Raw genomic sequence first — 25,870 nt, forward strand, 5'->3', positions numbered from 1 at the left:
ACTCTCGATCCACGCGCAGCCGGGAATCCGCGTCGCGGGCGACGCGGAATCCGTGCCAACTGTGGATCGAGCGGACGGGTGGTTGCAACGAGCGGACGGAAGGCTGGATCGAGCGGGCGGGTGGCAGGCTCCGGCCTACGCCATGGCGAGGGCGGCCTCCGGCTTCGTCGTGCGCGCCCGCACGATCGCGAGCAGCGAGGCCACGAGGCCGATGACCGCCCACGCGAGCAGCCCACCGTACGCCGCGGCCAGTCCCGGGGTGCCCGCGGCGATCGCTGCGAACCCGTTCATCGCCGGGGTCAGCGGCAGCAGCGGGGCGATGAACGTGAAGAACTCGGGCACCGCGCCGATCGTGCGACCGGCGACGGCGAGGACGACCGCGATCACCGAGAGGAATCTGCCCACTCCCCCAAGCCACGCGACGAGCGCGAAGTTGAGGATCATGAACACGATCGCGGAGACGAACGTGAGGACCGCGATGTCGAAGCCCTGGATCGCGTCGATGTCCATGACGGTGACCGCGAGGATCGCGAGCACGAGCGCCTGGACGAGCCCGACGGCGACGCCCGGCACCAGCCCGCGCAGCCACACGAGGACCGAGGACTGCGTCGACAGCAGCGTCGAGGACGGGATGGGCTTGAGCACGGTGTAGGTGACGAGTCCGCCGACCCAGAGGGCGAGCATGATGAGCAGGGCGATCGTCGACCCGGTGAGCAGGTTCGTCACCGAATCCGTGTCCGGTGCCTCGATGTTCGCCGCGGCGACCGTCGACAGCGTGTCCCGTTCCGGGGCCGTGTACGAGGGCACCTCGTCGGCACCGTCCTGGACGCCGTCGGAGAACTCCCCGACGCCGTCGGAGTACTTCTCCGATCCGTCGGCGAGCTGGTCGAGTCCGCCCGCAAGGTCCTGCGATCCCGTCGCCGCCTGGGACACACCCGTCGTGTACTTCCCGACACCGCCGGCGAACTGGTCGGCGCCCTCGGCGAGCTTCCCGGCACCGTCATCGAGCTTCCCGGCACCGTCAGCGGCCTCGGCGATGCCGTCGGTGAGCTTGGGCATCCCGTCGGCGAGCTGCTGGGTGCCGTCACTGAGGTCGGAGGCTCCTTCGGCGAGCTTGGCATTGCCGTCGGCGACCCCGGACGCCCCCTCGCGCAGCCCCTTCGAGGCCTCGAGGAGCTTCGGCGCGTTGTCGGTGATGTCCTTCATCCCCTTCGCGAGGTCACCGAGGCCCTTCTCGAGCCCCTTCGCGAACTCGCTCATCCCCGAGCTGAGTTCGGCGCTGCCGTCCTTGAGGGACGCCGCCCCGCCGAGGAGGGACTGCTTGTCGTCGGTCGAGCCGAGGCCGTCGACGGCTGAGTCCAGCCCACCCGAGGTGCCGTTGAGCAGCCCCTGTGCGTAGGCTTTCTCCATCCCGGCGCAGACCTCGTCGGGGGTGCCCGCCGGGCACAGCTGTGCCCGGATCTGGTCGGCCTCGCCGCTCGAGATCATTCCCGCGCTGACAAGACCGTCGAGGCCCGGGTTCGACTGCGCCAGCTGGTCGGCATCGTCGGCGCCCTTCTGCAGCCCGTCTCGGTACGACCCCAGTCCGTCGGAGAGCCCGCTGGCCCCTTCCGCGACGCCCTGGGCGCCCTTGTCGAGGTCCTTCGCCCCGTCGATGAGGTCGTCGAGGCCGCCCTCACCGGAGCCCGAGCCGCCGGCCCCCGACCCGGAGAGTCCCCTGATGATCTTGTCGATCGAGGTCGTGTACTCGTCGACGCCGTCGGAGAGGTCCCCGGCCCCCTTCGAGAGGTCGTCGGCTCCGGTCGAGAGCTCGTCGGCGCCGTCGGCGAGCTTCTGCGCGTTCTCCGGCAGGTCCTTCGTCTGCGTCTTCATGGTGTCGAGGCCGGTTGCGAGCCCCGAGGTGCCTTCGGCAAGATCGCCCGCGCCCTTCGCGAGGTCCCCGGCAGCCTTGTTCAGCTCACCGCCCGACTCGTCGAGCTGGCCCATTCCGTCGGCAAGCTCTCCGGCGCCGTCGGCGGACTGCCGGGTGCCCGAGGAGAGCTGCTGGGCTCCGTCGTCGAGTTCGCCCGCGGCATCGCCGAGCTTGCGCATCTGCGTGCCGATGTCGTTGAAGCCGAGGTAGATGTTGTCGAGGTAGTTCTCGGTCATCGACGTGTTGAACGTCGTCCGGGCCACCTCGGCGACCGAACGGGAGATGAGCTGGTCGCTGGCCGGGACGACCCCGGAAACGTCGACGTCGAGCTGGGTCTGCGTCGCGGACTTCGCATCCGAGACCGAGGTGACCGCCCGGGAGAACCCCTCGGGGATCGTCAGCCGCGCCGCGTACGTGCCGTCGGCGAGACCCTTCTCCGCGTCCGCCTCGTCGGTGATGACCCAGTGGATGTTGTTCTCCGTCTCGCCGACGAGTCCGCTGGTCAGTTCACGGCCGATGGGCACGGTCTTCCCGTCGACCTCCGCGCCGTCGTCGTTGTTGACGATGGCCGCGTCGATCGTCTCGAGGCGGTCGCTGCTCTTCCACGTGGCGAGGATGAATCCGGCGGCCACGATGATGGGGATGAGCACGAGGCCTGCGAAGGACACCCAGGTCACAGGCCTCTTCGAGTTCGCTCGCTCAAGTCTCATGACTGTACGCCTTCCCTGTTGAAGTCATCGGCGCGCACGCCGGGTCCATCGCCTCTCTCGCCGAGGCGGTCCTCGCCTGCCGTGGGGCTCCCGCCGAGGCGGTCGTCCGGATCGTCGACCGCGGTCGCTTCGCCGTCGGCCGTCGCACCGACAGCGGTCGCATCGCCGTCGGCCGCCGCACCGACGGCGGCGGCCTCGAGATCGAGGTGGAGGTAGTCCGCGTTCGGTGCGAGGATGCCGCGCACGTCCGCGTCCGGCAGGGCGAGGACGAGAGCCGTGCCGTCGGCGGTGAGCTCGGGCAGGGCGTCGGCGAGGTACCGTCCCTGACTGCGCGCGAGCGCCTCGGCGCCGTCGATGACGAGGAGATCCGGTGGATCCGTCCGCAGTCGGGCGATCTCCCCGGCTCCCGGTGCCGGTGTTCCCACCCTGCCGAGGTCGAAGAACGGCACCGTGCGCCTGACCTTGCCCGCGTGTTCGGGGAGGACAAGGGATCCGATCTTCAGTTCGCCTGCGCTCAGGGGCACACGCCCGGTGAGCGCGAGGAGCAGCGCGGTCCGGTCGGTGCCGCTGACGACGAGCGTCTGCCCGGGCAGGAGTGCGAGGTCGACGTGGGAGAAGCCCCTGCCGCCGGCGCTCACCCCGAGACCGCGCCCGTAGATCCGGTAGGGCGAGTTCGGTTCGGGCCAGTCGCGCAGCGCCACCTCGTGGGCGAGCCCCTCCCCTTCGACGTCGAGGCGGGGAAGGATCCGGTCGAGCCACGTCGGCAGCCACCACGCCTTGTCGCCGAGGAGCTGCATGATCGCGGGCACGAGCGACATCCGCACGAGGAAAGCGTCGACGAAGATGCCTGCGGCGAGCGCCAGCGCGATCGATTTGATGATCGGCTCACCGGCGGGGACGAAGGCGGCGAAGACGGAGAACATGATGACGGCGGCGGCGGAGACGACGCGGGCCGAGGACATGAAGCCCGCCCGGATCGCCGCGGTCGCACTCGCCCCGTGGACGTAGGCCTCGCGCATCCCGGAGACGAGGAAGACCTCGTAGTCCATCGCGAGGCCGAAGAGGATGCCCATGAGGATGATCGGCAGGAAGCTGATGACCGGCCCGGTCTGGTCGATCCCGAGGGGGCCGGCGAGGAACCCCTCGTGGAAGACGAGGACGACCGAACCGAAGGAGGCGAAGACCGAGAGGAAGAACCCGCCTGTGGCCTTGAGCGGTACGGCGATCGAGCGGAAGACGATCGTGAGGAGGATGATCGAGAGGCCGACGACGAAGATGCCGAAGGGCACGAGCGCCTTGCCGAGCTGATCGGAGACGTCGATCTGGATGGCCGTGGCCCCGGTGACGGCGGTCTCGAAGCCGTAGTCGTCCTCGATCTGGGTGCTCAGGTCCCGGAGTCGGTTGACGGTGTCGAGGGTCGCCGGGTCGTCCGAGGCGGTCGTCGGGATGATCTGGAAGAGCGCGGAGGTCGCATCCCGGTTCGGTGTGGCGAGCACGACCTCGTCGACGCCGGGGACCGCGGCGATGCGCTCCTCGATGTCCTCGACGTCGCCGAGCGGGTCGTCGGAGGTGACGATCTGGCTCGTCATCACCAGCGGTCCGTTGAAGCCGGGGCCGAAGTGCTCCTCGATGAGGTCGTACGTCGTCCGCGCCGGGCTGCCCTCCTCCTGGCTGCCGGCGGTGGGCAGGGAGAGCTGGAGCTGGGAGGCGGGGATCGCGAAGAGGCTGAGGCCTCCGACGATGAGGACGATCGTCACGATCGGCGCCTTCGTCACCAGGGACAGCCAGCCGGCGAAGAACCGGTCGGTGCGGGTGGCCGGATAGGGCTCGCCCGCCTCGGCGAGGACGGCGGGATCGGTGCGGGGATCGGGTCCCCCGGAGGCGGCGGCCGCCTCGGCGCGGGCCATGGCCTTCCGGTACCGGCGGGAGGGCTTCGGGGTGATCTTCCCCTTCGCGATGCCGAGCAGTGCGGGGACCATCGTCAGGGAGATCATCACGGCAATCGCCACGGCGCCCGAGGCGCCGATGCCCATGACGGTGAGGAACGGGATGCCGGCCAGGGAGAGGCCGAGGAGGGCGATCATCACGGTGAGCCCGGCGAAGACGACGGCGGATCCGGCGGTCGCGGTCGCCCGTCCCGCAGCCTCCTGGGGTTCGAGGCCTTCGGCGAGGAGCGAGCGGGCGCGGGAGACGATGAAGAGCGCGTAGTCGATGCCGACGGCGAGGCCGAGCATGAGGGCGAGCATGATCGACGAGGAGTTCACCGGTCCGAACGCCGTCGAGCCGACGACGAGGAGGACGGAGATGCCGACGCCGATGAGCGCGGTGATGAGCGGCATGCCCGCGGCCCGGAACGAGCCGAGGGTGAGGAGGAGGACGATGAAGGCGATGACGACGCCGACGCCTTCGACCCAGGACACGTGCACCCCGGTGATCTGGAAGAGCTCACCGCCGGCCTCGACCTGGGCGCCGGGCAGGTCCGCGCGGATGGGGTCGAGGGCGGCCGTCAGGGCGTTCGAGGCGGTCTCCCCGCCGACCTCCTGGAGGGTCCCGTCGTATTGGACGGAGATCATCGCCGCCGACTTGTCCCCGCTGATCGCGCCCGTGACCATGTCGTCGAACGGTGAGGTCACAGCGTCGACGTGGGGCAGCTCGCCGAGGTCGTCGACGGCCTTCTCGATCGCGTCGCGGTAAGGCTGGTCCTCGACCGAGTCCCCGTCGGCGGCGACGACGATGACCGACGCCGAGGTGCCGGCGGCTTCGGGGAAGGTCGCGCGCATCGCGTCGAGCGCGGTCTGGGCTTCGGAGCCGGGCAGGGTGAAGTCGTCGTCGAAGTCCTTGGCGAAGGCGGCGACTCCCGCGGCGACGAGTCCGAGGATGACGAGCCAGAGTGCGACGAAGCGCAGCGGCTGACGGAACGCTCTGCGGCCGAGAGCGTAGAGGAATGTCGACACGGAAACCTCGATACAAAAGTGTATTGGATACAGTCATGTATTCTTGTTGACACCTCCCGCTCAGCGCAAATCACTGTGAGAGAATCGTGTGATCTCCCATGGGATGCTCAGTTTCATGCGGCCTCCCCGACGGGAGGCATCCCCACCCAGAGAGACGAAGACAGACAGGCGATGAACACAGAGAACCTCAGCGAACGCAGGCGCCGCACCCGTTCCACCCTCGTCGAAGCGGGGGTCTCCGTGTTCGCGGTCAAGGGCATCGAGGGCGCATCGATCGAGGAGATCTGCGAGGCCGGCGGGCTCACCCGCGGTGCGTTTTACTCGAATTTCTCCAGTCGCGACGACCTCGTCCTCGCAACGACCGAGATCCGCACCGCCGAGACCCTCGACCGCCTCGATGCGACGATCCAGCGGTGGAAGGAGCAGCTCGACGACACCGACGCCGGAGAGATCAGGCCCCTGCTCACCCAGTTCATCGAGGAGATCTTCACCGAGAAGCTCCTCACCGCCGCCGATGCGATCGCCGAGCAGGAGATCACCCTCTACTGCCTGCGGGTGCCCGAGCTCTACGTGCGCTACCAGGAACTCGACGCCCGGCGACTCGAACGGCTGGCCCGTCTCGTCCAGACCGCGATCGACAACGTCCACGCGGTGCCGACGGTGCCGCTCGACAGCCTGCTCACCATCCTCATCTCGCTCTTCACCCACCTCTCCCTCGAGTCGGCGGCCGGTCTCGACCTCCACGAGACCGTCGACATCGACCCGAGCCTCATCGTCGAGGTGCTCCTCCGCTTCCTCGACTTCGACGGCCGGGAGTGCCCCCGCGCCTGAGACCCAGCGGCTAAGGTGGAGGGCGTGACTGAACTTCAGCGTGAATACACGGCCTTCATCAACAACATGGACGTCCGCCTCGGCGCGTTCGTCCTCGCGGACCTCCCCGAGTCCGTCGAGCAGGAGGACGGCACCCAGGCCCCGTTCCGCAAGGATCTCAGCCCCGAGTCCCTGCCGCTCATCGAGCACTTCGTGCTCTCCCGGTTCGCCACCCCCGACGAGGTGGTCGCCCCCGAGAACCACCGGTTCGTCGAGGGACTCATCCGCTACCTCGGCGAGACGTACCTGCGCTCCGTGGGCGGGGCCTGGGACCACGATGAGACGACGGGCAACGGGATGCCGTTCATCCGTCCCGACAACGCGCAGGGCCAGCTCGAGGGCGAGCCGATCCCCCTCGTCGCCGTCGTCCTCACCGCCGTCGACCAGCGCACGGGCGGGATCTTCACCGCCGTCCTCGACCGCGCCCAGCAGGAGCTCGGGGACGCCGAGCGCCGCACGAGCACGGGCCTGTCGATCGGAATGCTCACGCGACAGAACTCCACCGAGGAGGAGGTCGAGTTCCTCTCCCGCTTCATCGGGACCATCGAGCCCGGCATCGCCGCGTGGACGAAGGAGCAGGCCGACCCGGAGTCGTGGGCGCTCGACCGCGACAGCCTTGTGCGCCTCGGCAAGCAGCTCGCCGTCCGCTACGACACCCGAGACGAGATGATGGCCGACGACGAAGTCGCCTTCGTCGCCGGAGCGATGCGCTTCATCGGCGAGACGATCCGGCGCATCGGGCTCGGCCAGTGGCGCTACGGCGCCGACCTCGAAGCCGACGATCCGCGCAGCAAGCAGCCCTACATCCGTCTCGTCATCGGCGACCAGAACCTCGACCTCGTTCCGTGGAAGCTCGCGCAGGCCGCCCTCGAGGACTCCGAGGCGATCGCGAAGGGACTCGACACGGTCATCGAGATGCGCGAGGAGGAAGCCGCGGGGGCAAGCTCGTCGTCGGACGGCACGGACGCGCCTGCCGACAAGGACACGGCGTCGGAGAGCTAGAGCTGAAAGCGGCGGTTGCCGCGCAGTCCATCGGCCGGTGACCCGGGTGCGAGATCGATCGTCTTCGCACCCGGGTCGATCTGCACCGTCGCCAGGGTCGCTGACCGGTCGCCATAGAGTGCGCCGGGTTCCGGGAGGCACGAGACCGGAGGATCTCCCGGTCCCGTCGTGAGCAGAGCGACGAGGTCGGCGGTCGTCTCCGGGGCGGTGGTGCCCTCGATCTTCGCGGCGAGGTGGTCATACCGCGGCCGGGAGCTCGAATCCGCGCGCAGCTCGAGAGCTCCGGTCTGGAGATCGGGGTGGAGGAAGTGGTTCGTGTGCATGAGCACGCCCTCGTCCGCGATGTCGCCCGCCGAGGCCGGGGCGTCGGCCGGCAGGGGATCGCCGGGTCGGAGTTCGCGCTTGGTCTCCCCTGCGATCTCGACCTGGACGGCCGCCTCGGCGGTGACGACGGTGATGACCGACGACGAGGAGGTCGGGGCCGAGCGGATCGTCTCGAGCGCCTCGGCGAGATCATGCGCCGTCGACAGCACCTGGGCGAGGACGGCGTGGACGGGCACTCCCCCGGGCCGGTCGCCTGCGTGCTTGAGGATGTTGAGGTGGACGCCGACGCCGTCCTCGTTGAGGCCGATCTTGCCGAGCATCCCGTACTCGGCCATGCCGATATGGCGCAGCTGGCCGGGCACCGCGCCGACATCAGCAAGGTGCCACAGGGTCGAGAAGTCGGCGAGCCAGTCCCATGTCTGAGCCGAGATCGTCGCTCCCGGGCGGGTCCGGCTCAGCGTCGAGCATTCGGTGGGCGCCGCCTTGGCGAGCGTCATGATCTCGGTGCGGGCGATGACCTGCATGATCTCGTTCGTCGTCCGCCCCGACCCTTCGGCGACGGCGGAGATCTCGGCCGCCTGGTCGGGGGCCCAGTCGCCGAGGCGGGCGAAACTGTCGCCGGCAGCGGCCCGGACGTCCGCCTCGGCGATGCCGAGGAAGGAGAAGTAGCGCTGGTAGCCGGCGATCGCTGACCCGATGCCGGTGCGCAGTTCCCTGCCGCGCTGGAGTCCGCGCTGGACGTGGTCGCGGGCCCGGGTGACGAAGAGTTCGGGGCGGACGTTCGCGGCCGGGACGACCTCGGTGCTCATGGGCGCCCCTGCGGAACGAGCGAGTCCACGCCGACGTCGAGGTCGAGGTAGTGCATGTGCGCTGCGGTCTCGGCGAGGGCGGCGAAGAGGTTGAAGTGGTGGAGTTCGTCGAAGCCGCGTGCCCAGTGCAGGCCCTGGGCGATCGAGTAGACGGAGTGGTCGTCGGTCTCGGTCATCCGGGCTTCGATCTCGGCGAGGCGCCGCCGGTGGTGGTCGACGAGTTCACGGCTGCGCTCCTGCAGGCCCTGGAACCGGAATCCGTGGGCGGGGAGGACGGCGATGTCCCCGGGCAGGTCGCCGAGCTTCTCGAGCGAACCGAGGTAGTCGCCGAGGCTGTGGGTGATCGCCCCGGAGTCGAGGCCGATGTTCGGGGTGATCGTCGGCAGGACGTGGTCGCCGGAGAGGAGGAGCGCGTCCTCGCGGACGAAGGCCGTGTGACCGAAGGTGTGCCCGGGCGTCCACATCGCCGTGAGCCGCCCGGTCTCGAGCGGCAGGGTCGCCCCGTCCTCGAGAGTGAGGATCGAGTCGGGCAGGTGCGCCATCTGCAGGGCGAAGGGGTCCCGTCGGGGCTTCTCGCCATCGCCGGCCGGGCGGTCGCTGTCGCCGGCCGGGCGGTCGCCGTCCTTGGCCGGCCTGCTCACCTGGAGGCTCTCGACCTCGTGCCACCGCTCTTCGGGCACCCCGTAGGCGCGGGCGATGTTGAGGTTGGGATCCGTGCCGGTGCCGAGGTCGACCGCCCGGGAGGCGAAGCGCTTGACCGCACGGAGGTCCTCGCCATGGATGGCGAGCCACATCTCAGGGTTGGCCTTGAGGAGGGCGGGGACGAGTCCGATGTGGTCCCGGTGGTAGTGGGTGACGGCGATGCCGTGGATGTCGCTGACGGCGAAGCCGATCCCCGCCAGCGCCGAGGTGAGGGCCCCGAACTGGTCCCGTCCGTCCCAGCCCGGGTCGATGAGGGCGACGCCGGAGCCGTCGGCGATCGCGTAGCAGTAGGTGAAGACGAGCGGATTGTTCGGAATGGGGACCGGAATCGCCCAGACCCCCTCGGCGACCTCTTCGACGGCGGGGAGGACGCGGTCCTTCCACGCGTGCGACTGCTGGGGGCTGAGCGTTTCGATCGGCATACGGCGGTGTCCCTCTCTCCTCATCGAGCCTCGGCGAGGTTCTCCATCCAACCTACTCCCCTGGCACGAAAACTGAAAGATCGTTCGACAATGAAAATTGAACTCTGCGCATGCCAGCCCTCTGACAACGGATTTCGTTGATTTTCGATCTAGACATCGATGTTGCCGTCTCATTCCGCGTCAGGAGTTTCGCTTTCAGTTGTCGTGCTCTACCATCACCTATGGCGCAGGTCACTCCTGCGCACTGTCGGACGACGCTTCGACGCAAGACTCATTGGGGAGGATTGATATGGCTGGTTCGGGATCGCTCAAACGGAACCTGGGGCTGTGGTCCATCGTCGGGCTCGGGCTCGGGTACATGACGCCGACGGTCGTCTTCGACACCTTCGGCATCGTCTCGGAGGGGACGAACGGAGCGGTGCCCGCGGCCTACCTCGTCGCTCTCGTCGTCATGGTCTTCACGGCCATCAGCTACGGGAAGATGGTGCGGATCTTCCCCACCGCCGGATCGGCGTACACGTACACCCGGGAGACGATGACGCCGGGGCTCGGCTTCCTCGTCGGCTGGACCTCGCTCATGGACTACCTGCTCCTGCCGATGGTCAACTGCCTCATCATCCGGCTCTACATGGAGTCGATGGTCCCCGATGCGCCGCCGTGGGTGTGGGTGGTCGCGTACACGGTCATCATGACCGGCATCGTCCTGTCCTCGATGCGGGGCACGGCGAACATCAACGCGATCCTGCTCGTCTTCTCCCTCGTCCTCATGGTCACGTACTGCGTGCTTGCGATCGCCCAGCTCAATGCCGGTGAGGGTGCGGGGACAGTGTTCAGCCCGGAGCCCTTCGTCCATGACGGCGTCGAGTTCAGCGCGGTGCTCACCGGAGCCACGGTCGTGTGCTTCTCCTTCATCGGCTTCGACGCGGTGACGATGTACACGAACGAGGCCAAGCACGTGAACATCATGCCGAAGGCGATCATGATCACCGTCATCGCCGGCGGGATGATCTTCCTCATCGCCTCGTACTTCACCCAGCTGCTCTACCCGGACAACTCGCAGTTCACGATCGTCGACGATCCGCTGCCGGAGATCGGCCTACTCACGGGCGGCCCGTTCTTCCAGCTCTTCTTCGTTGCCGCCGCGTTCGCCGCGACCGTCGCCTCGGGCCTGGCCTCGCATGCCTCGGTCTCGCGCATGCTCCTCGTCATGGGCCGCAACGGCGTCCTGCCGCGCAAGGCCTTCGGCTACATCAATCCGCGCACGCACACTCCGGTGTTCAACATCGTCCTCGTCGGCGCCGTGTGCCTCTTCGCGATGTCGTTCAGCCTCGAGCTCATCTCGGCGTTCATCAACTTCGGTGCGCTCATCGCGTTCACGTTCGTCAACCTCACGGTCATCGCCCACTATGCGTTCCGCACCCGGCAGGTCGTCGATGTCCGGACGGCGTTCAAATACGTCGTCATGCCCGGACTCGGTGCGATCCTCACCGGAGTGCTGTGGGTGAGCCTCCATGCGACCGCGCTCATCGGCGGTCTCGTCTGGCTGGCGATCGGCGTCATCTACCTCGCCGTGCTCACCCGCGGGTTCACGCGTACGGTGCGCAGCTTCGACGACCCGGAGGCCGACGCCGACATGTCGGAGCCGGAGGATCCGGAGTCGGCCGCTGTGGCAGCGGAGAAGGCAGCGGACTGAGGTCGCGGCTCGCGTGATTCTCTGGTCGCTGCGCCGAGGCGGGCGGTGCGATTTCGGCCCGTGCGCCTCGGCGCAGCGACCAGCAAAAGGCGCGGCCTCGGTGGAGTGACCAGGAATTTCCTAGCACGAACGGTGTGGGACGCGTCGCGGAGGCGCACGGCATCGTTGCCCTGCCTCGCGGGGTGGGGATTGTGCGCCGGGTCGGCGCGGGGGGTGCTGTCGAGTCGCTCTGCGGGGACAGAACGACGTGACCCCAGCACGGTATCAGCGCATCACCTCGGAGCGCCTCACACGGAAGTATGAGATCAGGGAGGTTTCTCAGCACGTCGAGTGTGCTGCCGCTCGTCGTCTCCGGAAGGGCGCCGGTCATCGTCTCCGCAGTGGCACCGGTCATCGTCTCCGCAGTGGCACCGGGCCAGGGCGCCGGGTCAGTGCGTCAGGTCAGGGCGCCAGGTCAGAAATGAGAAATGTGCTGCGACGTCGGTCGATGTCGCAGCACATTTCATCGGCGGAAGCGGTGGGATTCGAACCCACGGTACGGGGTTACCGCACAACGGTTTTCAAGACCGTCTCCTTCGGCCGCTCGGACACGCTTCCCTCGGTTCGACGCCCGTCGAACCCGGCCTGCCCAGCGCGAGCTGAGCCAGAACAGTTTCTCACAGTCCCGCGAGCAACTGCCAATCGCTCGGGCGGGCTGACCTCAGTGCTTGTTCCTGCCCTTCTTGTCCCTCTTCTCACCGGGAACCTCGCGTGCGGGCCCGCCGTCGTGCTTGTGCTGCTCGTGCGGACTGCGCCCGGTCGAATCCGCATCCGCCGAGGTGGCTCCCCGTGCCGCGAAGGTCGCCGGGACGCGGGAGGGGACGAAGTCCGCTTCCTCCTCGTCCTCGAATTCCTCGTCGTCAGCGACTGCCCGGGCACCCCGATCGGCGACCTTCGGGGCTCGCGCGTCGGCGACCTCCGGTGCCGGAGGTGCCGAGTCCGCGGGCACTTCGTCACCGGCCTCCTCGTCACCGGGGTCCGCTGCGTCGTCGCCGGGGACCGCGGGAGCGTCCGGCAGGGGCGCAGCGGCGACCTCGGGCGGCTCGGTCGGCATCGGCGGCGCGTCAGGCATCGGCGTCGCGACGGGCCCCGGATCCTCCGCACGGAGCGGGGGCGCCTCGTCGCCGACCGACTCCGCCGAGCGGTCCGTGCCGCTGTCCGCAGGATCAGCGTCCCTCTCCGGGGAGAGCGCAGGGTCCGCCGCCTCGGTTGCATCATCAGGATCGTAGCCGTCGGCAGTGTCGTGATCGGAGAGTCCGTTCCCGGAGTCCTCACCGACCGCCGTCTCATCGCGGGCTTCGACATCGACTTCGGCGAGGTCGTGAACGCCGAGATCGACCTCGGGCACCCCGTCGTTGACCGGCTCGACCGTCTCTGTCGTCACCGCGTCGACGTAGGTGTCCTCGACGACCGCGCCGCCCGTGATCCGCACGTCCCCGGTCGCCGAGGCGGCACCGCCGGTGCTCGTCGCCTCGCCGACGAAGAGGGTGCGAGTGACCGTCGTTCCCCTCGCCGAGGTGGTCGTGCCGTCCCGCCCGGACCCCCCCGAGTCCGTGGCCGAGTCTGCGGCGGTCGGTCCGGTGGCCTTCGGTGCGGTCTCGGTGACGTCGTTCGGTGCTTCGACACTCGGTTCGACGAAGCCGCCGGCGTCGGGCACCATCTCGGCGATCTCGGCCTGACGCGGTTCGACCGATTCGGTCGACACCGCATCGACCATGACGACCTGCGGGTCCCCGTCGGCGGTGACGTCTCCGGGCTCGCCACGGTCCGTGGTCTCGGAACCTTCACCGGGCTGCGCAACGGCGTCGGCGTCGGCTGCGGCGGAGTCCTCAGCGCGGTTCTCCGTCTGCGCGGGTGCCGCACCGGCAGAGTCAGCTCCATCGGAGGAGTTCGCGTCGCTCGTTCGCGATCCATCGGTGGCATCGTCGACGGTGGCGGCGGACGAACCGGCACCTTCGTTGCGCGGGCGCTCGTCGTCGGCCGAGGACGCAACTGCCGCACCGGCGACTCCGGCCGCACCGACGACCCCGGCGGCGCCGGCGACGAATGCCGCACCGCCTGTCCTCGAATCGTCGACACCATCGGTCGGCCCAGCCGGGTCGTCTGCGGCATCGCTGCGAGCACCATCATCGCTCTCCGGCGCTGAACCCAAACCGACCGAGTCCACGTCCGCCGGCTCAGCGTCGTCCGTCGACGCCGACTTCACAGTGTCAGAGCCGGACTTCGCGGTGCCCGCGTCCGACTTTGCAGCCTCCGAGTCCGTCGTCGCGGCACCCGAGCCCGACGAATCCGACTCGACGGTGCTCGACGCTGACAGAGACCCACCAGCTTTGTCGGACGGCGCCGGCTCGTCGACGTCGGCGGCCTCTCGCTCCTCGGCGGAACCGCCGGTGGCATCGACCTCGCGCGATTCGTCGGAAGCCACGTCGGCGTCACCGTCGGCACTCGGTTCTGAGGACGAACCAGCGCCCGCACCGGCATCGGTCGCGGGCACACTGAGCTCCGCCTCGGTGGGGTCATCGGTCGAGCGCGCCGGCTTGCCCTTGAGGATGAGGGTGAGCGTCGCGAGCGGCACGGACAGCCAGTTCGGGCGGTTGCGCAGCTCGGTGACGACCTCGACGAGGAGCCGGTCGATGAGCGCTGCCCGGAGCACGGGATCGTTCAGCCCGATGCTCTCACCGCGTGCCCTGGAATACCCGCTGAGCAGGGAGTTCTGCACCTGGGAGGCCCAGAGGTACTCGGGCGAATCGTAGATGGCCCGCAGCGCGGCCGGGTCGTTGCCGAAGCCGTTGACGACGAGCCCGCCGTCCTCCGCATTGAGTGCCTCGGTGCGCTGGAGCCGCGCGAATCCGGCGGCGTAGTCGACGCTGCGCAGCAGGGCCACGAGGTCGAGGGCGATGGGCTTCGGATCGGAGTTCGACGAGTCGGTGAACTTGACGACCTGGTAGCCCTCGCTCGGCGAGCTGACGACGTGGTCGAGGGTGAGCTCGCCGTGGATCTTCTGCAGCCGCCCGATCGAATCGAGCGAACGCAGCCGGTTCCGGTGCTGCTTGAGCTCGGGAACGAGGGAGTCGAGGGCGAGCGGGGCCCGACCGAGCGCCCAGTCGACGCGCTCGACCCACTTAGCGACGAACTGCTTCGTCGGCTCACCGGCGCCCGCGACGATGCCGAACTCAGCAGCCATGTCGGAATGGAGTTCGCCGATCCGGCGCCCCATCTCCGCGGCATGCGCGTTGTATCCGCCGATCGACCCGGAATCGACGCCGACGACGATGTCGACGGCCTCCCGCCAGGCCGGTTCGGCCTCGACGTCGGCCTGGGAGAGGAGCGCCATCGGCGCCTCCATCTCCGTGACCTCGAACATGTCGTACCAGCGGCCCGAGCTCCACCCGATGACCTCGGGAACGCTGCGCGATCCCGCCTCGGTGAGGAGGACGGGGATCGTCAGCGACGACGGCATCCCGTTCTCGAGCACCCGGAAGAAGCTCAGCTCCACCGGTTCGTACTCGTCGTGGATGATCACCGTCGACTTGTTCGCCCCGGAGTCGGCGACCTCGATCGGGCGGATCGGCACGTCGATCTCGTCCTTGACCTCCGACGACGACGGTGCGGTCGTCGGCTTCGGTGGGACCGCCTCGGCGCCGGATCCCTGAGGATCAGACCCCACCGTCGCCGAGGCGGGAGCCGGGACCGTCTCCCGGGTCCGACCTCGGGTCGGCAGTTCGGAACGGTCACGGCTGTGGCGCAGTGACTCCGTGCTCAGCTGGCCGCCGTCGAAGACCTTGCGCTTGGTGATCGCGTCGGCGAGGAGGTTGACGAAGACGGGATCGGCGGCACCGTCGTAGACGAAGACACGGCCGAGCGCGAGGTCATCGACGGTGCCGATGAGCGCGTGGCGGAGGTGGAGGTCCTCGGCGCCGCGGAAGGACAGGGGGATGTTGAGGCGGCGCAGGGTCGGCCCGTCGCCGACGGAGATGACCGTGACGAGTCCCGAGAACCCGCCGAGCTCCTCGGCGGTGAAGGTGAAGGCGCGGGCCACCGACATCGGGGTGATGTCGGGGTCGACTCCGAAGTCAGCAGCCAGCTTCGGGAACCACGACTGCCGGGGAATCCAGCGGGCTAGGAGCTGCTCGAGCTCACTGCTGATGGCCATGACGCCTCCTTGAAGGGATTACGGGCATCTTCCATCAAATCATGATATTGCCGTCTCACCTCTGAGGGCGCACCCGAAACCGCCCAAGTCCCCATGTGCCCGGCGGGACTGCGTGGGTTGCAGCCGACCGGCCGGCGAGGGGTCGGCCGCCTCGGCGGGGACGGTCGCAACACGTCGGCGGGGAAGGGCGCACCGCGTCGGCGAGAAGGGGTCGCAGAGTGACCCGCGGGTCTGCGATGCGGGACAGTTTGCCGAATGGCAAGACGGAGGGCGCACAATGGTGATGTGTTGAGAACAGACGAATCACCCCAGCAGCAGACACTCGCACACGAGGTCGAAGCGGCCGCTGCGCGAATCGCCGACTCCGTGATCACGTCTCCGCTCCAGATTTCGGAGCGGCTCTCCGCCGCGACCGGGGCCACGGTCTACCTCAAGCGCGAAGACCTCCAGCCCGTGCGGTCGTACAAGATCCGCGGCGCCTTCAACTTCATGCTCCAGCTCGACGAGGACGAACGCGCCCGCGGCGTCGTCTGCGCCTCGGCGGGCAACCACGCACAGGGCTTCGCGCTCGCGTGCAGGCAGCTCGAGATCCGGGGGACGATCTTCGTCCCCAAGACGACGCCGAAGCAGAAGGTCGAGCGCATCCGCCACTTCGGCGGGGAATGGGCGACGATCGAGATCTCCGGGTCGACCTATGACGACGCCTCGGCGCTCGCGCACAGGTTCGCCGACCGCAATGACGCCCTCCTCGTCTCCGCGTTCGACGACCGCCGCACGATCGCCGGGCAGGGCACCGTGGCCGTCGACATCGCAGGTCAGCTCGAGACGCACCCCGACGCCATCATCGTGCCCGTCGGGGGAGGCGGCGTCATCGCCGGGATCGCCGCCTACGCGGCCGAGCACATGCCGAACACGAAGATCATCGGCGCCGAACCCGCCGGTGCCGCCTCGATGATCGCCGCACTCAAGGCCGGGCACCCCGTCACCTTGGACAACATCGACCGGTTCGCCGACGGCACCGCCGTGAGACGCGCCGGCAACATCACCTACGAGATCGTCTCCGACCTCGGCGTCGACGTCCGACCCGTGGCCGAAGGGGCCGTGGCCTCCGAGATGCTCCAGATGTATCAGGTCGACGGCATCATCGCCGAGCCCTCCGGGGCGCTGGCCTCGGCCGCTGTCGGGGCCGCTGGGTCGGGCAGGCCGATCGTCGTCGAACCCGGGGCGACGGTCGTGTGCCTCGTCTCGGGCGGGAACAACGATTTCTCCCGCTACCCGGAGATCCTCGAGCGCTCGCTCGTCCACGAAGGCCTCAAGCACTACTTCATCGTCGACTTCCCGCAGGAGCCGGGGGCGCTGCGCCGTTTCCTCAATGAGATCCTCGGACCCGACGACGACATCGCGCTCTTCGAGTACGTCAAGCGCTCCGACCGGGAGACGGGACCGGCGTTCGTCGGCATCCAGCTCGGCGCCGCCGAGGATCTGCCCGGCCTCCTCGAGCGGATGGAGTCCTCGCAGATCGAGATCGAGCGCGTCCACCAGAACTCCCCGCTGTTCCGGCTCTTCGCGTAGGCAGGATCCGACTCGCGGCCGCCGCTGCGCGATGCCCGGACTGCTGCGTCAGCGCTCGGCTGCCCGCACTGCTGCGTCAGCGCGTGGCCGCCAGCACCGCCGCGAGTCCTGCCCGGACGTCATCGACGAAGAAGTCCGGCATCTCGAGCGACGGGAAGTGACCGCCCCTGACCGGCTCGCGCCATCGCACGATCTGGCGGTACCGCTGTGCGGCCCACGGGCGCGGGCACTTCGAGGAGACGTCGACCGGGTACATCGTCATCGCCGCGGGTACGTCGACGCGCAGCTGCGGATCGAGCGAATCGTGGCTCTCGGCGTAGATCCGCGCCGCCGAGGCACCCGTCCGCGTCAGCCAGTAGAGGGTGACATTGTCGAGGACCCGGTCGCGCGGGATCGTCTCGAACGGACTGTCGTCGGTGTCCGACCACTCGGCGAACTTGTCGAGGATCCACGCGAGCAGGCCGACCGGTGAGTCGACGAGCCCGTAGCCGACCGTCTGCGGGCTTGTCGCCTGCGCCTTCGCATACCCCGCACGGGCGAGCCAGAAGTCGCGGTGGTCCTCGACCCAGCTCCGCTCGGCGTCGGTGAGGCCTTCGATGCTGAGCCCGGGCGGCGCCTCGGCGAACGTCGAGTGGATCCCGATGACGTGCTCGGGGAACCGGCCGCCGAGGATCGTTGTGACCACTCCGCCCCAGACCCCGCCGTGGGCGAGGAAGCGATCGTAACCGAGGCGGGACATGAGCTCGACCCACGCCGAGGCGATCGCCTCCGTTCCCCACCCCGTCGCGGTCGGGCGATCGCTGAAGCCGAACCCCGGCAGCGAGGGCGCGACGACGTGGAAGGCCGGAGCGCCGCGGTCGCTGGGATCGGCGAGCGCGTCGATGATGTCGACGAACTCGGCGACGCTGCCCGGCCAGCCGTGGGTGATGACGAGCGGCACGGCGTCGGGACGGGGAGAACGATGATGGAGGAAGTGGATGCCGAGGCCGTCGATGTCCGTGCGGAACTGGCCGATCTTGTCGAGCCGCGACTCGAAGCTGCGCCAGTCGTAGCCGTCCTGCCAGTACGCGACCAGCTCCGTGAGATCGGCGAGGGGGACGCCCTGCGCCCACCGATCGGCGCCGGTGGCCGCCGGGTCGGTCGGTTCCCGTTCGGGCAGTCGGGCTGCCGTCAGTCGGGCCCGCAGGTCGTCTAGGTCGGCATCGAACGCCGGTGCCGAGAAGGGCTGCACTTCGGCCGTACTCGAAGCAGTGGTGCAGTGGAGAGACATGAGACCTCCCGAACGTCGCGGTCTGCCGCCGGATTCATCGATGAACCAGCTAAGACGGTTCTATCATGGTGGCGGCGTCGGCACAACCGTCGACAGTCATCTGCCGTCACCGCGCCGACGGCCTCTCCCCAGTTAGGGTGTTTGCATGAGTGAGGGACGACTGGACTTCCGGCTCGGCGCCATTCTGGCGACGAGCTTCACCGGCACACTCTCGGAACGCCAGGGCGATCGGATCGAGCGCATCCGCACTCCCGACCGCCTGCTCGCGTGGCTCTCGATCTCCGGTCTCGACGTCGAGACGTGCACGGACGACGAACTCGACCTCGCCCGCGAGCTGCGGGAGGCCATCCACCTCGCCGCCACCGCCACAGCACTCGGGGACCCGCTTCCCGCCTCGGCGCTCGCGACGATCAACGACCGGAGCCGGAGCGGACGGGCCGCTCCCGTGCTCCTGGAGAGTGGTGAGCGTCGGTGGGAGCTCGGCCCCCCTCCCACCGTCGCCGACGCCTTGAGCGTCATCGCCGCCGATGCGATCTCCATCCTCTCCGGGGAGCGGGGCGGCAGGCTCGCACTCTGCGCGTCCCCCACGTGTCGGGCCGCCTTCTTCGACACGAGCCGCAGCCGCAGCCGCCGCTGGTGCGATATGAACACGTGCGGCAATCGGGAGAAGAAGGCACGGTTCAAGGCTCGTCATCGTCCGCCGTCGGAGGCGGGTGCCGCCGGCGACCCGAGGTGAGGCGCCCACCCACGATTCGCTCATCGGATTCACTGCAGGTGCCCCTGTCGCTGTCCGCTCCACGGACTAGAGTGGTCCCATGCGCGCCATCACGATTCCCGTCCCGGGTGATCCCGAGTCCCTGAAGCTGACCGAAGTGCCCACTCCCGAGATCGCGCCCGACGAAGTCCTCGTCGCAGTCCACGCCGCCGGGGTGAATCGTGCCGACCTCCTCCAGCGCCAGGGCTTCTACAACCCGCCGCCCGGCGCCACCGACATCCCCGGGCTCGAGATCTCCGGGACGATCACCGCCCTCGGCGCCGAGGTGACCGGGTGGAACGTCGGCGACCGGGTGGCAGCCCTCCTCTCCGGCGGCGGTTACGCCGAGGAGGTCGCCGTCCCCGCGGCCCAGCTCCTGCCGGTGCCCGACACCTACGACCTCACCGCCGCGGCGGCCCTGCCCGAGGTGCTCGCCACCGTCTACTCGAACGTCGTCGGCCGCGGCCGCATCCGCATCGGCGAGTGGCTCCTCGTCCACGGCGGCGGATCCGGGATCGGCACCGCCGCGATCCAGGTCGCGAACCTCCTCGGCGTGAAGATCGTCGTCACCGTCGGTTCCGAGGAGAAGGCGGCGTTCTGCCGCGACCTCGGCGCCGACGCCGTCATCAACTACCGCACCGAGGACTTCGCCGAACGCGTCCACGAGATCTGCGTCCACCCCGACGGCACGACGGGGGCCGACGTCATCCTCGACATCATCGGAGCGAAGTACCTCGAGCGCAACATCCGCGCGCTGCGGACCGACGGCCGTCTCGTCATCATCGGCCTCCAGGGCGGGACGACCGCCGACCTCGACCTCAGCACCCTGCTCACGGGCCGGAAGACGATCACCGCGACGACCCTGCGCGCCCGCCCTGCCGAGCAGAAGGCCACGATCATCGCCGAGGTGGGCGACCAGCTCTGGCCGGCCGTGATCTCAGGGGACATCCGCCCGATCATCTTCGACACCGTCCCCCTCGCCGAGGCGGCCCGCGCCCACCGCATCCTCGAGGACGGCGCGAACATCGGCAAGGTCCTCCTCACGGTCGACGGCACCGCCGCCGGGGGCGCAGGGACCGCCGCAGCCACGGGCGGCCACGGGACCCAGCCACGAGGGGAAGAAGGAATGCGACCATGACCGAGCGTCCGACGTCCGCTGAGAACGACCGGCCCGCCGAGGCGGTGCCACCGACCGAATCCCCCGCCGAGGCGGTGCAGCCGTCCCCGTCCCCCGCCGACCCTGCCGGCCCCGACGACGGGCAGTCGACAACGGCCGCCCGACCGGATGCCGACGCACCGGCAACCGCGGCCGAGGCGGCCCAGCCGGCATCGGCCGACGCGGTCCAGCCGCCGTCGCCCCAGCCTCCTGCCCCGGACAGCGCCGAGGCGGCCGACCGTGCCGGAGCCGACGAGGACGATGAGGAACCCGACATCTCCTCGCCCGCGAAGGTCATGCGCATCGGCACGATGGTCAAGCAGCTCCTCGAAGAGGTCCGCGGCACCGAGCTCGACGAGAAGGGCCGCGAACGCCTCGCACAGATCCACCGTCAGGCGATCGACGACCTCGAGGACGGGATCTCCGCGGAGCTCGTCGCCGAGCTCGACCGCTTCGCCCGCCCCTTCGACTCGACCGACGGCCCGCCCTCGGCCTCCGAGCTGCGCGTCGCCCAGGCTCAGCTCGTCGGCTGGCTCGAAGGCCTCTTCCACGGCATCCAGACCGCGATCATGGCGCAGCAGGCCATGGCCCAGCAGGACGGCGGCGGACGCGGTCGGATTCCGGGGATCGTACCTCCCGGCGCGGGCGGTCCCGGCACGACTGCCGGACCCGAGTCCGAGGAGGACAGACGCAGAACCGGCAACTATCTGTGAAGAAGCTCCTCTCCTTCCGCTCCCGCGGACCCGACAAGCGCTTCGGCACCGGGCTGTGGCGGCACAACCACGACCGCTTCCTCCGCGCCGTCGACCGCTACTACGCCACTGCCGTCGCGATCCACGAGGCCGCCCCCTCTGCCACCGGCACGGACGAACCCGGGCCCGCCGGGATCGGCACGGTCGATGCCGACCAGGCGGCCGCCTCGGCGAGGGAGCTCATCATGACCGGCACCCATCGGCTCAACGACCTGGCCACCCGGATCGATGAGCTCACCGAGCGACTCCACGCCCGCTGGCCGATCGAGGACCAGGTCGTGCCCGGGCACGTCCGGGTGGAGGTCGGGGACACCCCTGAGGTCCTCACGCGGGCGTCGGCGAAGGTCGCCGAGGCGGTGCTCGCCGCCTCGATGGTCCGCGCGGAGACCGCCCAAGGACCCGCTCTGTCCTCGGCCGCCGCCGCGACCGACCGCTACATCTCCGACGCCGCCGACCTCCTCGACCGCGCCCAGCGGACCATCGCCGAGGCGGAGAGCCGATGAGCGGGCACCGCCGACTGCCCGTGGACTTCGACCTCGGGCTCGTCGCCAGCGACATCGACGGGACGCTGCTGCTCGACTGGCAGCCGATCTCCGAGGCGACGATCGACGCGATCCACCGCTGCCAGCGCGAGGGCATCCCCTTCGTCCTCGTCACCGGTCGACCGATCCGCTGGCTTGCCCCGATCGCCGAACAGATCCCCGACCTCGGCCGGGTCGTGTGCCTCAACGGCGCCGTCGTCTACGACATCGCCTCCGAATCCGTCGTCGACGCCCACACCCTCGGCCACGCCGAGGTGGTCGAGATCGTCTCTGCGATCTCCGGCGAGCACCCCGAAGCGCACTTCGCCTTCGAGACCCTCACCGGGCTCTTCATCGACGACGGCTTCGCAACACGCTCTCCGCGGGACGCCACCGTCATCGGAGACATCAGTGAGATCGCCGACCGCGACGTCGTCAAGATCCTCGTCAGCCTCGGCACCGAGGACTCCGCGGCCCTCCACGATCTCCTCGGCCCGCTCGTCACCCGCTCATGCCACGCGACGTTCTCCGACCCGGTCAACGGCCTCGTCGAACTCGCACCCCGCGGAATCACCAAGGCGAAGACGCTCGAGTCGGTGTGCGACCACCTCGGCGTGGGGCAGGAGCAGGTGATGGCCTTCGGGGACATGCCCAACGACGTCGAGATGCTCTCCTGGGCCGGGCACGGAGTGGCGATGGGCAACGCCCTCGACATCGTCAAGGAGTCCGCGGACGCCGTGACCGATGCGGTCGAGGACGACGGCGTCGCCCACTATCTCACGGCGATGCTCGACGCCCTGCCCGCCCGCTGACCTCTTCTCTCGGCAGCCCTACGGGCGGGTCTGGGTCGACCCCTCGGTGTCGAGCACAGCCGGATCGAGGTCGAAGTGATCGACGAGCGCGACCGCGAGGCCGTCGTCCTCGACCGGGTCGGTGACGACGCTCGCGAGGACCTTGAGCTCGTCCTTCGCCTGCCCCATGACGATCGCGTGGGCGGCCCATTCGATCATCTCGATGTCGTTGAGTCCGTCCCCGGCAGCGACGGTGAGCGCGTGGTCGATGCCGAGCTCGTCCTCGACGAGGGCGAGGCCGCTGGCCTTCGACACTCCGTCCGGGGCGATGTCGAGCCAGTTGCTCCATCCCACCGAGTAGCTCACCTCGTGGAGTCCGAGACGGTCGACCGCGGCGGCGAACTCCTCCGCAGTGCCGTTGACGTCGCGCATGACGATGCGGGTCGCCCGCTTCTCCAGCAGCTCGTCGAAGGGCACGATGTCGAGGGTGTCGGACTCGGCGAGCTCACCGGGCGGGAACGCCCCGGAGGCCCAGCGGTGGAGGTCAGGATCCTCGACGAGGAAGAGGGCACCCGGCAGGACCTCGCGCATCCGTTCGAGAGCCGCGCGGGGATCGAACGAGACGACGTTGTGCATCTCCCAGCCCAACGGCAGCGAGGGATCGAGCCTGACGACGACCGAGCCGTTCGAGCACACGACGTAGCCTTCGGTCAGGCCGAGGGCGTGGACGAGCTCGAGCGCACCCGGCAGGGCACGGCCGGTCGAGATGACGAGGTGGTGACCCGCCTCGGCGAGGTCGAGGAGCACCCGTCGCACCGTTTCCGACAGGGTGCCGTCGTAGTCGATGATCGTGCCGTCGACGTCGAGCGCGATGAGGTGTGCGGGCAATGGTTCTCCTTGACCGGCAGGGGCTGCGCTGCTCAGAATCGCGGACCCTCCGGTCCCTGAGCAGTCATTCCGCCGAGGTAGGGGCGCAGGGCTTCGGGGACCGTGACCGATCCGTCCGCCTGCTGATGGTTCTCGAGGATCGCCACGAGCCACCGGGTGTTCGCCATCGTGCCGTTGAGCGTGGCGACCGGACGCGTGGCACCGTCGTGGCGTTCGCGGATCTGCAGGCGCCGGGCCTGGAACGTCGTGCAGTTCGACGTCGAGGTGAGCTCGCGGTAGGTCTCCTGCGTCGGCACCCAGGCTTCGCAGTCGTACTTCCGTGCCGCGGAATCGCCGAGGTCGCCGGCGGCGACGTCGATGACCCGGTACGGCAGCTCGCACAGCTGGAGCATCTTCTCCTGCAGGGAGAGCATGCGCTCGTGCTCGGCCTCGGCGTCCTCGACCTCGACGTAGGAGAACATCTCGACCTTCTGGAACTGGTGGACGCGGATGATGCCGCGGGTGTCCTTGCCGTACGAGCCGGCCTCCCGGCGGTAGCACGAGGAGATGCCGGCGAAGCGCAGCGGACCGTCGGAGAGGTCGATGATCTCGTCCATGTAGTACCCGGCCAGCGGCACCTCGGAGGTGCCGACGAGGAAGAGGTCGTCGGCTTCGAGGCGGTAGACCTCATCGGCGTGCTCGCCGAGGAACCCGGTGCCGCGCATGACCTCGGGCTTGACGAGCGTCGGGGTGATCGTCGGGCTGAAGCCCGCCTCTTCGGCGACGTCGCGAGCGAGGTTGAGCAGCGCCATCTCGAGCTTCGCGCCGAAGCCGGTGAGGTAGTGGAACCGCGCGCCGGAGACCTTCGTGCCCCGGGCCGTGTCGATGGCCTTCAGCTCCTCGCCGAGGGCGAGGTGGTCGAGGGGTGCGAAGCCCTCCGCTGCGAAGTCCCGCGGCTGACCGACGGTCTTGAGCGTGACGAAGTTCTCCTCACCGCCGGAGGGGATGCCGTCGATGATGAGGTTGGGCAGCTTCGCCGCGAGGCTCTCGAAGGCGAACGAGGCCTCCTCCGACTCCGCCTGCAGGGCCTTGACCTTCGCCGACTTCTCCTTGCCCTCGGCGATGAGGGCAGGCTTCTCGTCCTTCGACGCCTTCGCGATCTGAGAGGAGAAGGCCTTCTGGTCGGCGCGAGCGTCCTCGAACGCCGTGATGGCCGCGCGCCTCGCGGAGTCCGCGGCGAGGACCTCGTCGACGAGCTCGACGGAGGCCCCGCGGGCCTTCTGCGACGCCTTGAACAGGTCCGGGTCTTCTCTGAGCAGCACTAGATCGATCACCGTCTCAGCTTAACGGGCGCGCAGTCATTTCGACATTTCGACCGTTCGGCCTCCACTCAGGTGCACCGGAGTAAATTTGTGCCATGACCCTTGACCTGGACCCCGCCATCCTGTGGCTGCTCATCCCAGGGTTCCTCGTCACCGTCGTCGCCGCCTATCTCCTCGGCGCCCGCAACGGCGGACGCCGGGTCCTGCGCCGCCTTCATCGCTTCTCGAACAACCATGCCCCTGCCGGCATGGAGGAAGTGCCGGCAGACCGCTACCGGGCAGCCCTCGTCATCAATCCGACGAAGGCCAATGCGAAGAACATCGCGGCGACGGCGAAGGCGATCTGCCGGTTCGAGGGGTGGGCTCCCCCGCTCATCTTCGAGACCACCCTCGAGGACGCCGGAGAAGGGGCCGCCAACGAGGCCCTCGAAGCCGGGGTCGACGTCGTCATCGCCGCCGGCGGGGACGGCACGATCCGCGCGGTCGCCTCGGCGCTCACCGGAACGGCGACACCCATGGGGATCATCCCGATGGGCACGGGGAATCTCCTCGCCCGCAACCTCGGCCTCGTGCTCGACAAACCCGAATGGGCGATCCGGATCGCCCTGTGGGGCCGCAACCGCGACGTCGACGTCGGGGTGGCGCAGATCAGCAGGGGCGGGGACCGTCACGTGTTCATGGTCATGACCGGGCTCGGCTTCGACGCCGAGGTGATGGCCAAGACCACCGCGAACGCGAAGAGCAGGCTCGGCTGGCTTGCGTACCTCGAAGCCGGTTCGCGCACGCTGGTGGGGCGCCCGAGCCATGTCAAGATCACCTATGACGACGACTATCGGGTCTCGGCACGGGTGCGGTCCGTCATCGGCGGCAACTGCGGCAAGCTCCAGGGCGGGATCCAGCTGCTGCCCGAGGCGGTCATCGACGACGGCCTCCTCGACGTCCTCGTCGTCAGCCCGAAGAACCTCGGCCAATGGGTGGGTGTCGCCGCCTCGATCATCGGCCGCAAGACCCGCAACGGCCTGCACACCGACATCCGCAAGTGCCACAACGTCGTCATCGAATCCCGTGACGAACTCGAGGTCCAGCTCGACGGGGACCCCGCGGGCACGACGAAGTACCTCGCGATGGGGATCCTGCCGTCGGCGATCACCGTCAAGGTGCCGACGACCGATCAGCGCAAGGAGATCAGGGCCGAAGTCTGGCCCGTGTGAGGCGGGCCGACCGAGAAGTGAGGCGGGTCGGCGGGCGTTGCCGGCGGCGCGTCACCTGTGGGTC

The 25,870-nt window shown here is 69.2% G+C and carries 18 protein-coding genes and 1 tRNA gene; 10 read left to right on the forward strand and 9 right to left on the reverse strand.

The features are described from left to right. Positions 1-135: 135 nt before the first annotated feature. Both ACQ1RG_RS02215 and ACQ1RG_RS02220 read right to left on the reverse strand, forming a co-directional pair. Positions 136-2,622, reverse strand: a complete 2,487-nt coding sequence (locus tag ACQ1RG_RS02215) for a YhgE/Pip family protein (RefSeq protein WP_040342535.1) — start codon at positions 2,620-2,622, stop codon at positions 136-138. Further along, the gene (locus ACQ1RG_RS02220) at positions 2,619-5,576 is read right to left on the reverse strand and encodes an MMPL family transporter (protein WP_009381081.1); all 2,958 of its coding nucleotides are present in this window, start codon (positions 5,574-5,576) and stop codon (positions 2,619-2,621) included. The genes ACQ1RG_RS02215 and ACQ1RG_RS02220 overlap by 4 nt, the downstream gene beginning before the upstream one ends. A gap of 171 nt (positions 5,577-5,747) precedes the next feature. Here ACQ1RG_RS02220 and ACQ1RG_RS02225 point away from each other — a divergent pair, with 171 nt between their 5' ends. Both ACQ1RG_RS02225 and ACQ1RG_RS02230 read left to right on the forward strand, forming a co-directional pair. After that, complete coding sequence (locus tag ACQ1RG_RS02225) at positions 5,748-6,407, forward strand: TetR/AcrR family transcriptional regulator (RefSeq protein ID WP_430600459.1); 660 nt, start codon at positions 5,748-5,750, stop codon at positions 6,405-6,407. A 24-nt stretch (positions 6,408-6,431) separates the two neighbouring features. After that, the gene (locus ACQ1RG_RS02230; protein WP_009381091.1) at positions 6,432-7,448 is read left to right on the forward strand and encodes a hypothetical protein; all 1,017 of its coding nucleotides are present in this window, start codon (positions 6,432-6,434) and stop codon (positions 7,446-7,448) included. On the opposite strand, the gene ACQ1RG_RS02235 is transcribed toward ACQ1RG_RS02230, so the two are convergent. Beyond that, complete coding sequence (locus tag ACQ1RG_RS02235) at positions 7,445-8,581, reverse strand: C45 family autoproteolytic acyltransferase/hydolase (RefSeq protein ID WP_259820042.1); 1,137 nt, start codon at positions 8,579-8,581, stop codon at positions 7,445-7,447. The two genes, ACQ1RG_RS02230 and ACQ1RG_RS02235, sit on opposite strands and share 4 nt — an antisense overlap. After that, positions 8,578-9,705, reverse strand: a complete 1,128-nt coding sequence (locus tag ACQ1RG_RS02240; protein WP_009381094.1) for an MBL fold metallo-hydrolase — start codon at positions 9,703-9,705, stop codon at positions 8,578-8,580. The genes ACQ1RG_RS02235 and ACQ1RG_RS02240 overlap by 4 nt, the downstream gene beginning before the upstream one ends. Before the next feature lie 289 nt (positions 9,706-9,994). Here ACQ1RG_RS02240 and ACQ1RG_RS02245 point away from each other — a divergent pair, with 289 nt between their 5' ends. Beyond that, a complete protein-coding gene (locus ACQ1RG_RS02245) occupies positions 9,995-11,398 on the forward strand; it encodes an APC family permease (protein ID WP_167560582.1) in 1,404 nt (467 codons plus the stop codon). 509 nt (positions 11,399-11,907) lie between these two features. On the opposite strand, the gene ACQ1RG_RS02250 is transcribed toward ACQ1RG_RS02245, so the two are convergent. Both ACQ1RG_RS02250 and ACQ1RG_RS02255 read right to left on the reverse strand, forming a co-directional pair. Next, positions 11,908-11,995: transfer RNA gene (locus ACQ1RG_RS02250), tRNA-Ser, on the reverse strand. Positions 11,996-12,098: 103 nt separating this feature from the next. After that, entirely contained in the window at positions 12,099-15,590 is a 3,492-nt protein-coding gene (locus ACQ1RG_RS02255; RefSeq protein ID WP_430600460.1) for a maltokinase N-terminal cap-like domain-containing protein, read from the reverse strand. A 285-nt stretch (positions 15,591-15,875) separates the two neighbouring features. Between ACQ1RG_RS02255 and ilvA the strand changes: the two genes are divergently transcribed. After that, a complete protein-coding gene (ilvA, locus tag ACQ1RG_RS02260; RefSeq protein WP_223289898.1) occupies positions 15,876-17,162 on the forward strand; it encodes a threonine ammonia-lyase IlvA in 1,287 nt (428 codons plus the stop codon). Positions 17,163-17,238: 76 nt separating this feature from the next. On the opposite strand, the gene ACQ1RG_RS02265 is transcribed toward ilvA, so the two are convergent. Further along, entirely contained in the window at positions 17,239-18,432 is a 1,194-nt protein-coding gene (locus ACQ1RG_RS02265) for an epoxide hydrolase family protein (protein WP_051995659.1), read from the reverse strand. Between the two features lie 145 nt (positions 18,433-18,577). On the opposite strand from ACQ1RG_RS02265, the gene ACQ1RG_RS02270 reads away from it, so the two are divergent. From ACQ1RG_RS02270 to ACQ1RG_RS02290, 5 genes are all read left to right on the forward strand, one after another. Beyond that, positions 18,578-19,168, forward strand: coding sequence for a CGNR zinc finger domain-containing protein (locus ACQ1RG_RS02270; protein ID WP_095376382.1), 591 nt, complete (start codon positions 18,578-18,580; stop codon positions 19,166-19,168). A gap of 79 nt (positions 19,169-19,247) precedes the next feature. Further along, a complete protein-coding gene (locus ACQ1RG_RS02275; protein WP_063250613.1) occupies positions 19,248-20,324 on the forward strand; it encodes an NAD(P)H-quinone oxidoreductase in 1,077 nt (358 codons plus the stop codon). After that, entirely contained in the window at positions 20,321-21,055 is a 735-nt protein-coding gene (locus ACQ1RG_RS02280) for a proteasome activator (RefSeq protein ID WP_009381112.1), read from the forward strand. The genes ACQ1RG_RS02275 and ACQ1RG_RS02280 overlap by 4 nt, the downstream gene beginning before the upstream one ends. Continuing rightward, positions 21,052-21,597: a hypothetical protein gene (locus ACQ1RG_RS02285; RefSeq protein WP_009381114.1), complete on the forward strand. Its 546-nt coding sequence runs from the start codon at positions 21,052-21,054 to the stop codon at positions 21,595-21,597. The genes ACQ1RG_RS02280 and ACQ1RG_RS02285 overlap by 4 nt, the downstream gene beginning before the upstream one ends. After that, positions 21,594-22,427 carry a Cof-type HAD-IIB family hydrolase gene (locus ACQ1RG_RS02290; RefSeq protein WP_063250614.1) on the forward strand — a complete coding sequence of 278 codons (834 nt, stop codon included), beginning with the start codon at positions 21,594-21,596 and terminating at the stop codon, positions 22,425-22,427. Before ACQ1RG_RS02285 ends, ACQ1RG_RS02290 begins: the two co-directional genes overlap by 4 nt. An 18-nt stretch (positions 22,428-22,445) precedes the next feature. On the opposite strand, the gene ACQ1RG_RS02295 is transcribed toward ACQ1RG_RS02290, so the two are convergent. Both ACQ1RG_RS02295 and serS read right to left on the reverse strand, forming a co-directional pair. Further along, a complete protein-coding gene (locus ACQ1RG_RS02295) occupies positions 22,446-23,294 on the reverse strand; it encodes an HAD family hydrolase (protein WP_095376383.1) in 849 nt (282 codons plus the stop codon). Positions 23,295-23,326: 32 nt separating this feature from the next. Next, positions 23,327-24,607 (reverse strand): serine--tRNA ligase, encoded by a 1,281-nt coding sequence (gene serS, locus ACQ1RG_RS02300; RefSeq protein ID WP_040342538.1) that lies wholly within the window; start codon positions 24,605-24,607, stop codon positions 23,327-23,329. A gap of 83 nt (positions 24,608-24,690) precedes the next feature. On the opposite strand from serS, the gene ACQ1RG_RS02305 reads away from it, so the two are divergent. Continuing rightward, positions 24,691-25,806 (forward strand): diacylglycerol/lipid kinase family protein, encoded by a 1,116-nt coding sequence (locus ACQ1RG_RS02305; RefSeq protein WP_063250616.1) that lies wholly within the window; start codon positions 24,691-24,693, stop codon positions 25,804-25,806. The last annotated feature ends 64 nt before the right edge of the window (positions 25,807-25,870 follow it).

The sequence above is a fragment of the Brevibacterium sp. K72 genome (assembly GCF_050562175.1).
Classification (GTDB): Bacteria; Actinomycetota; Actinomycetes; order Actinomycetales; family Brevibacteriaceae; genus Brevibacterium; species Brevibacterium casei.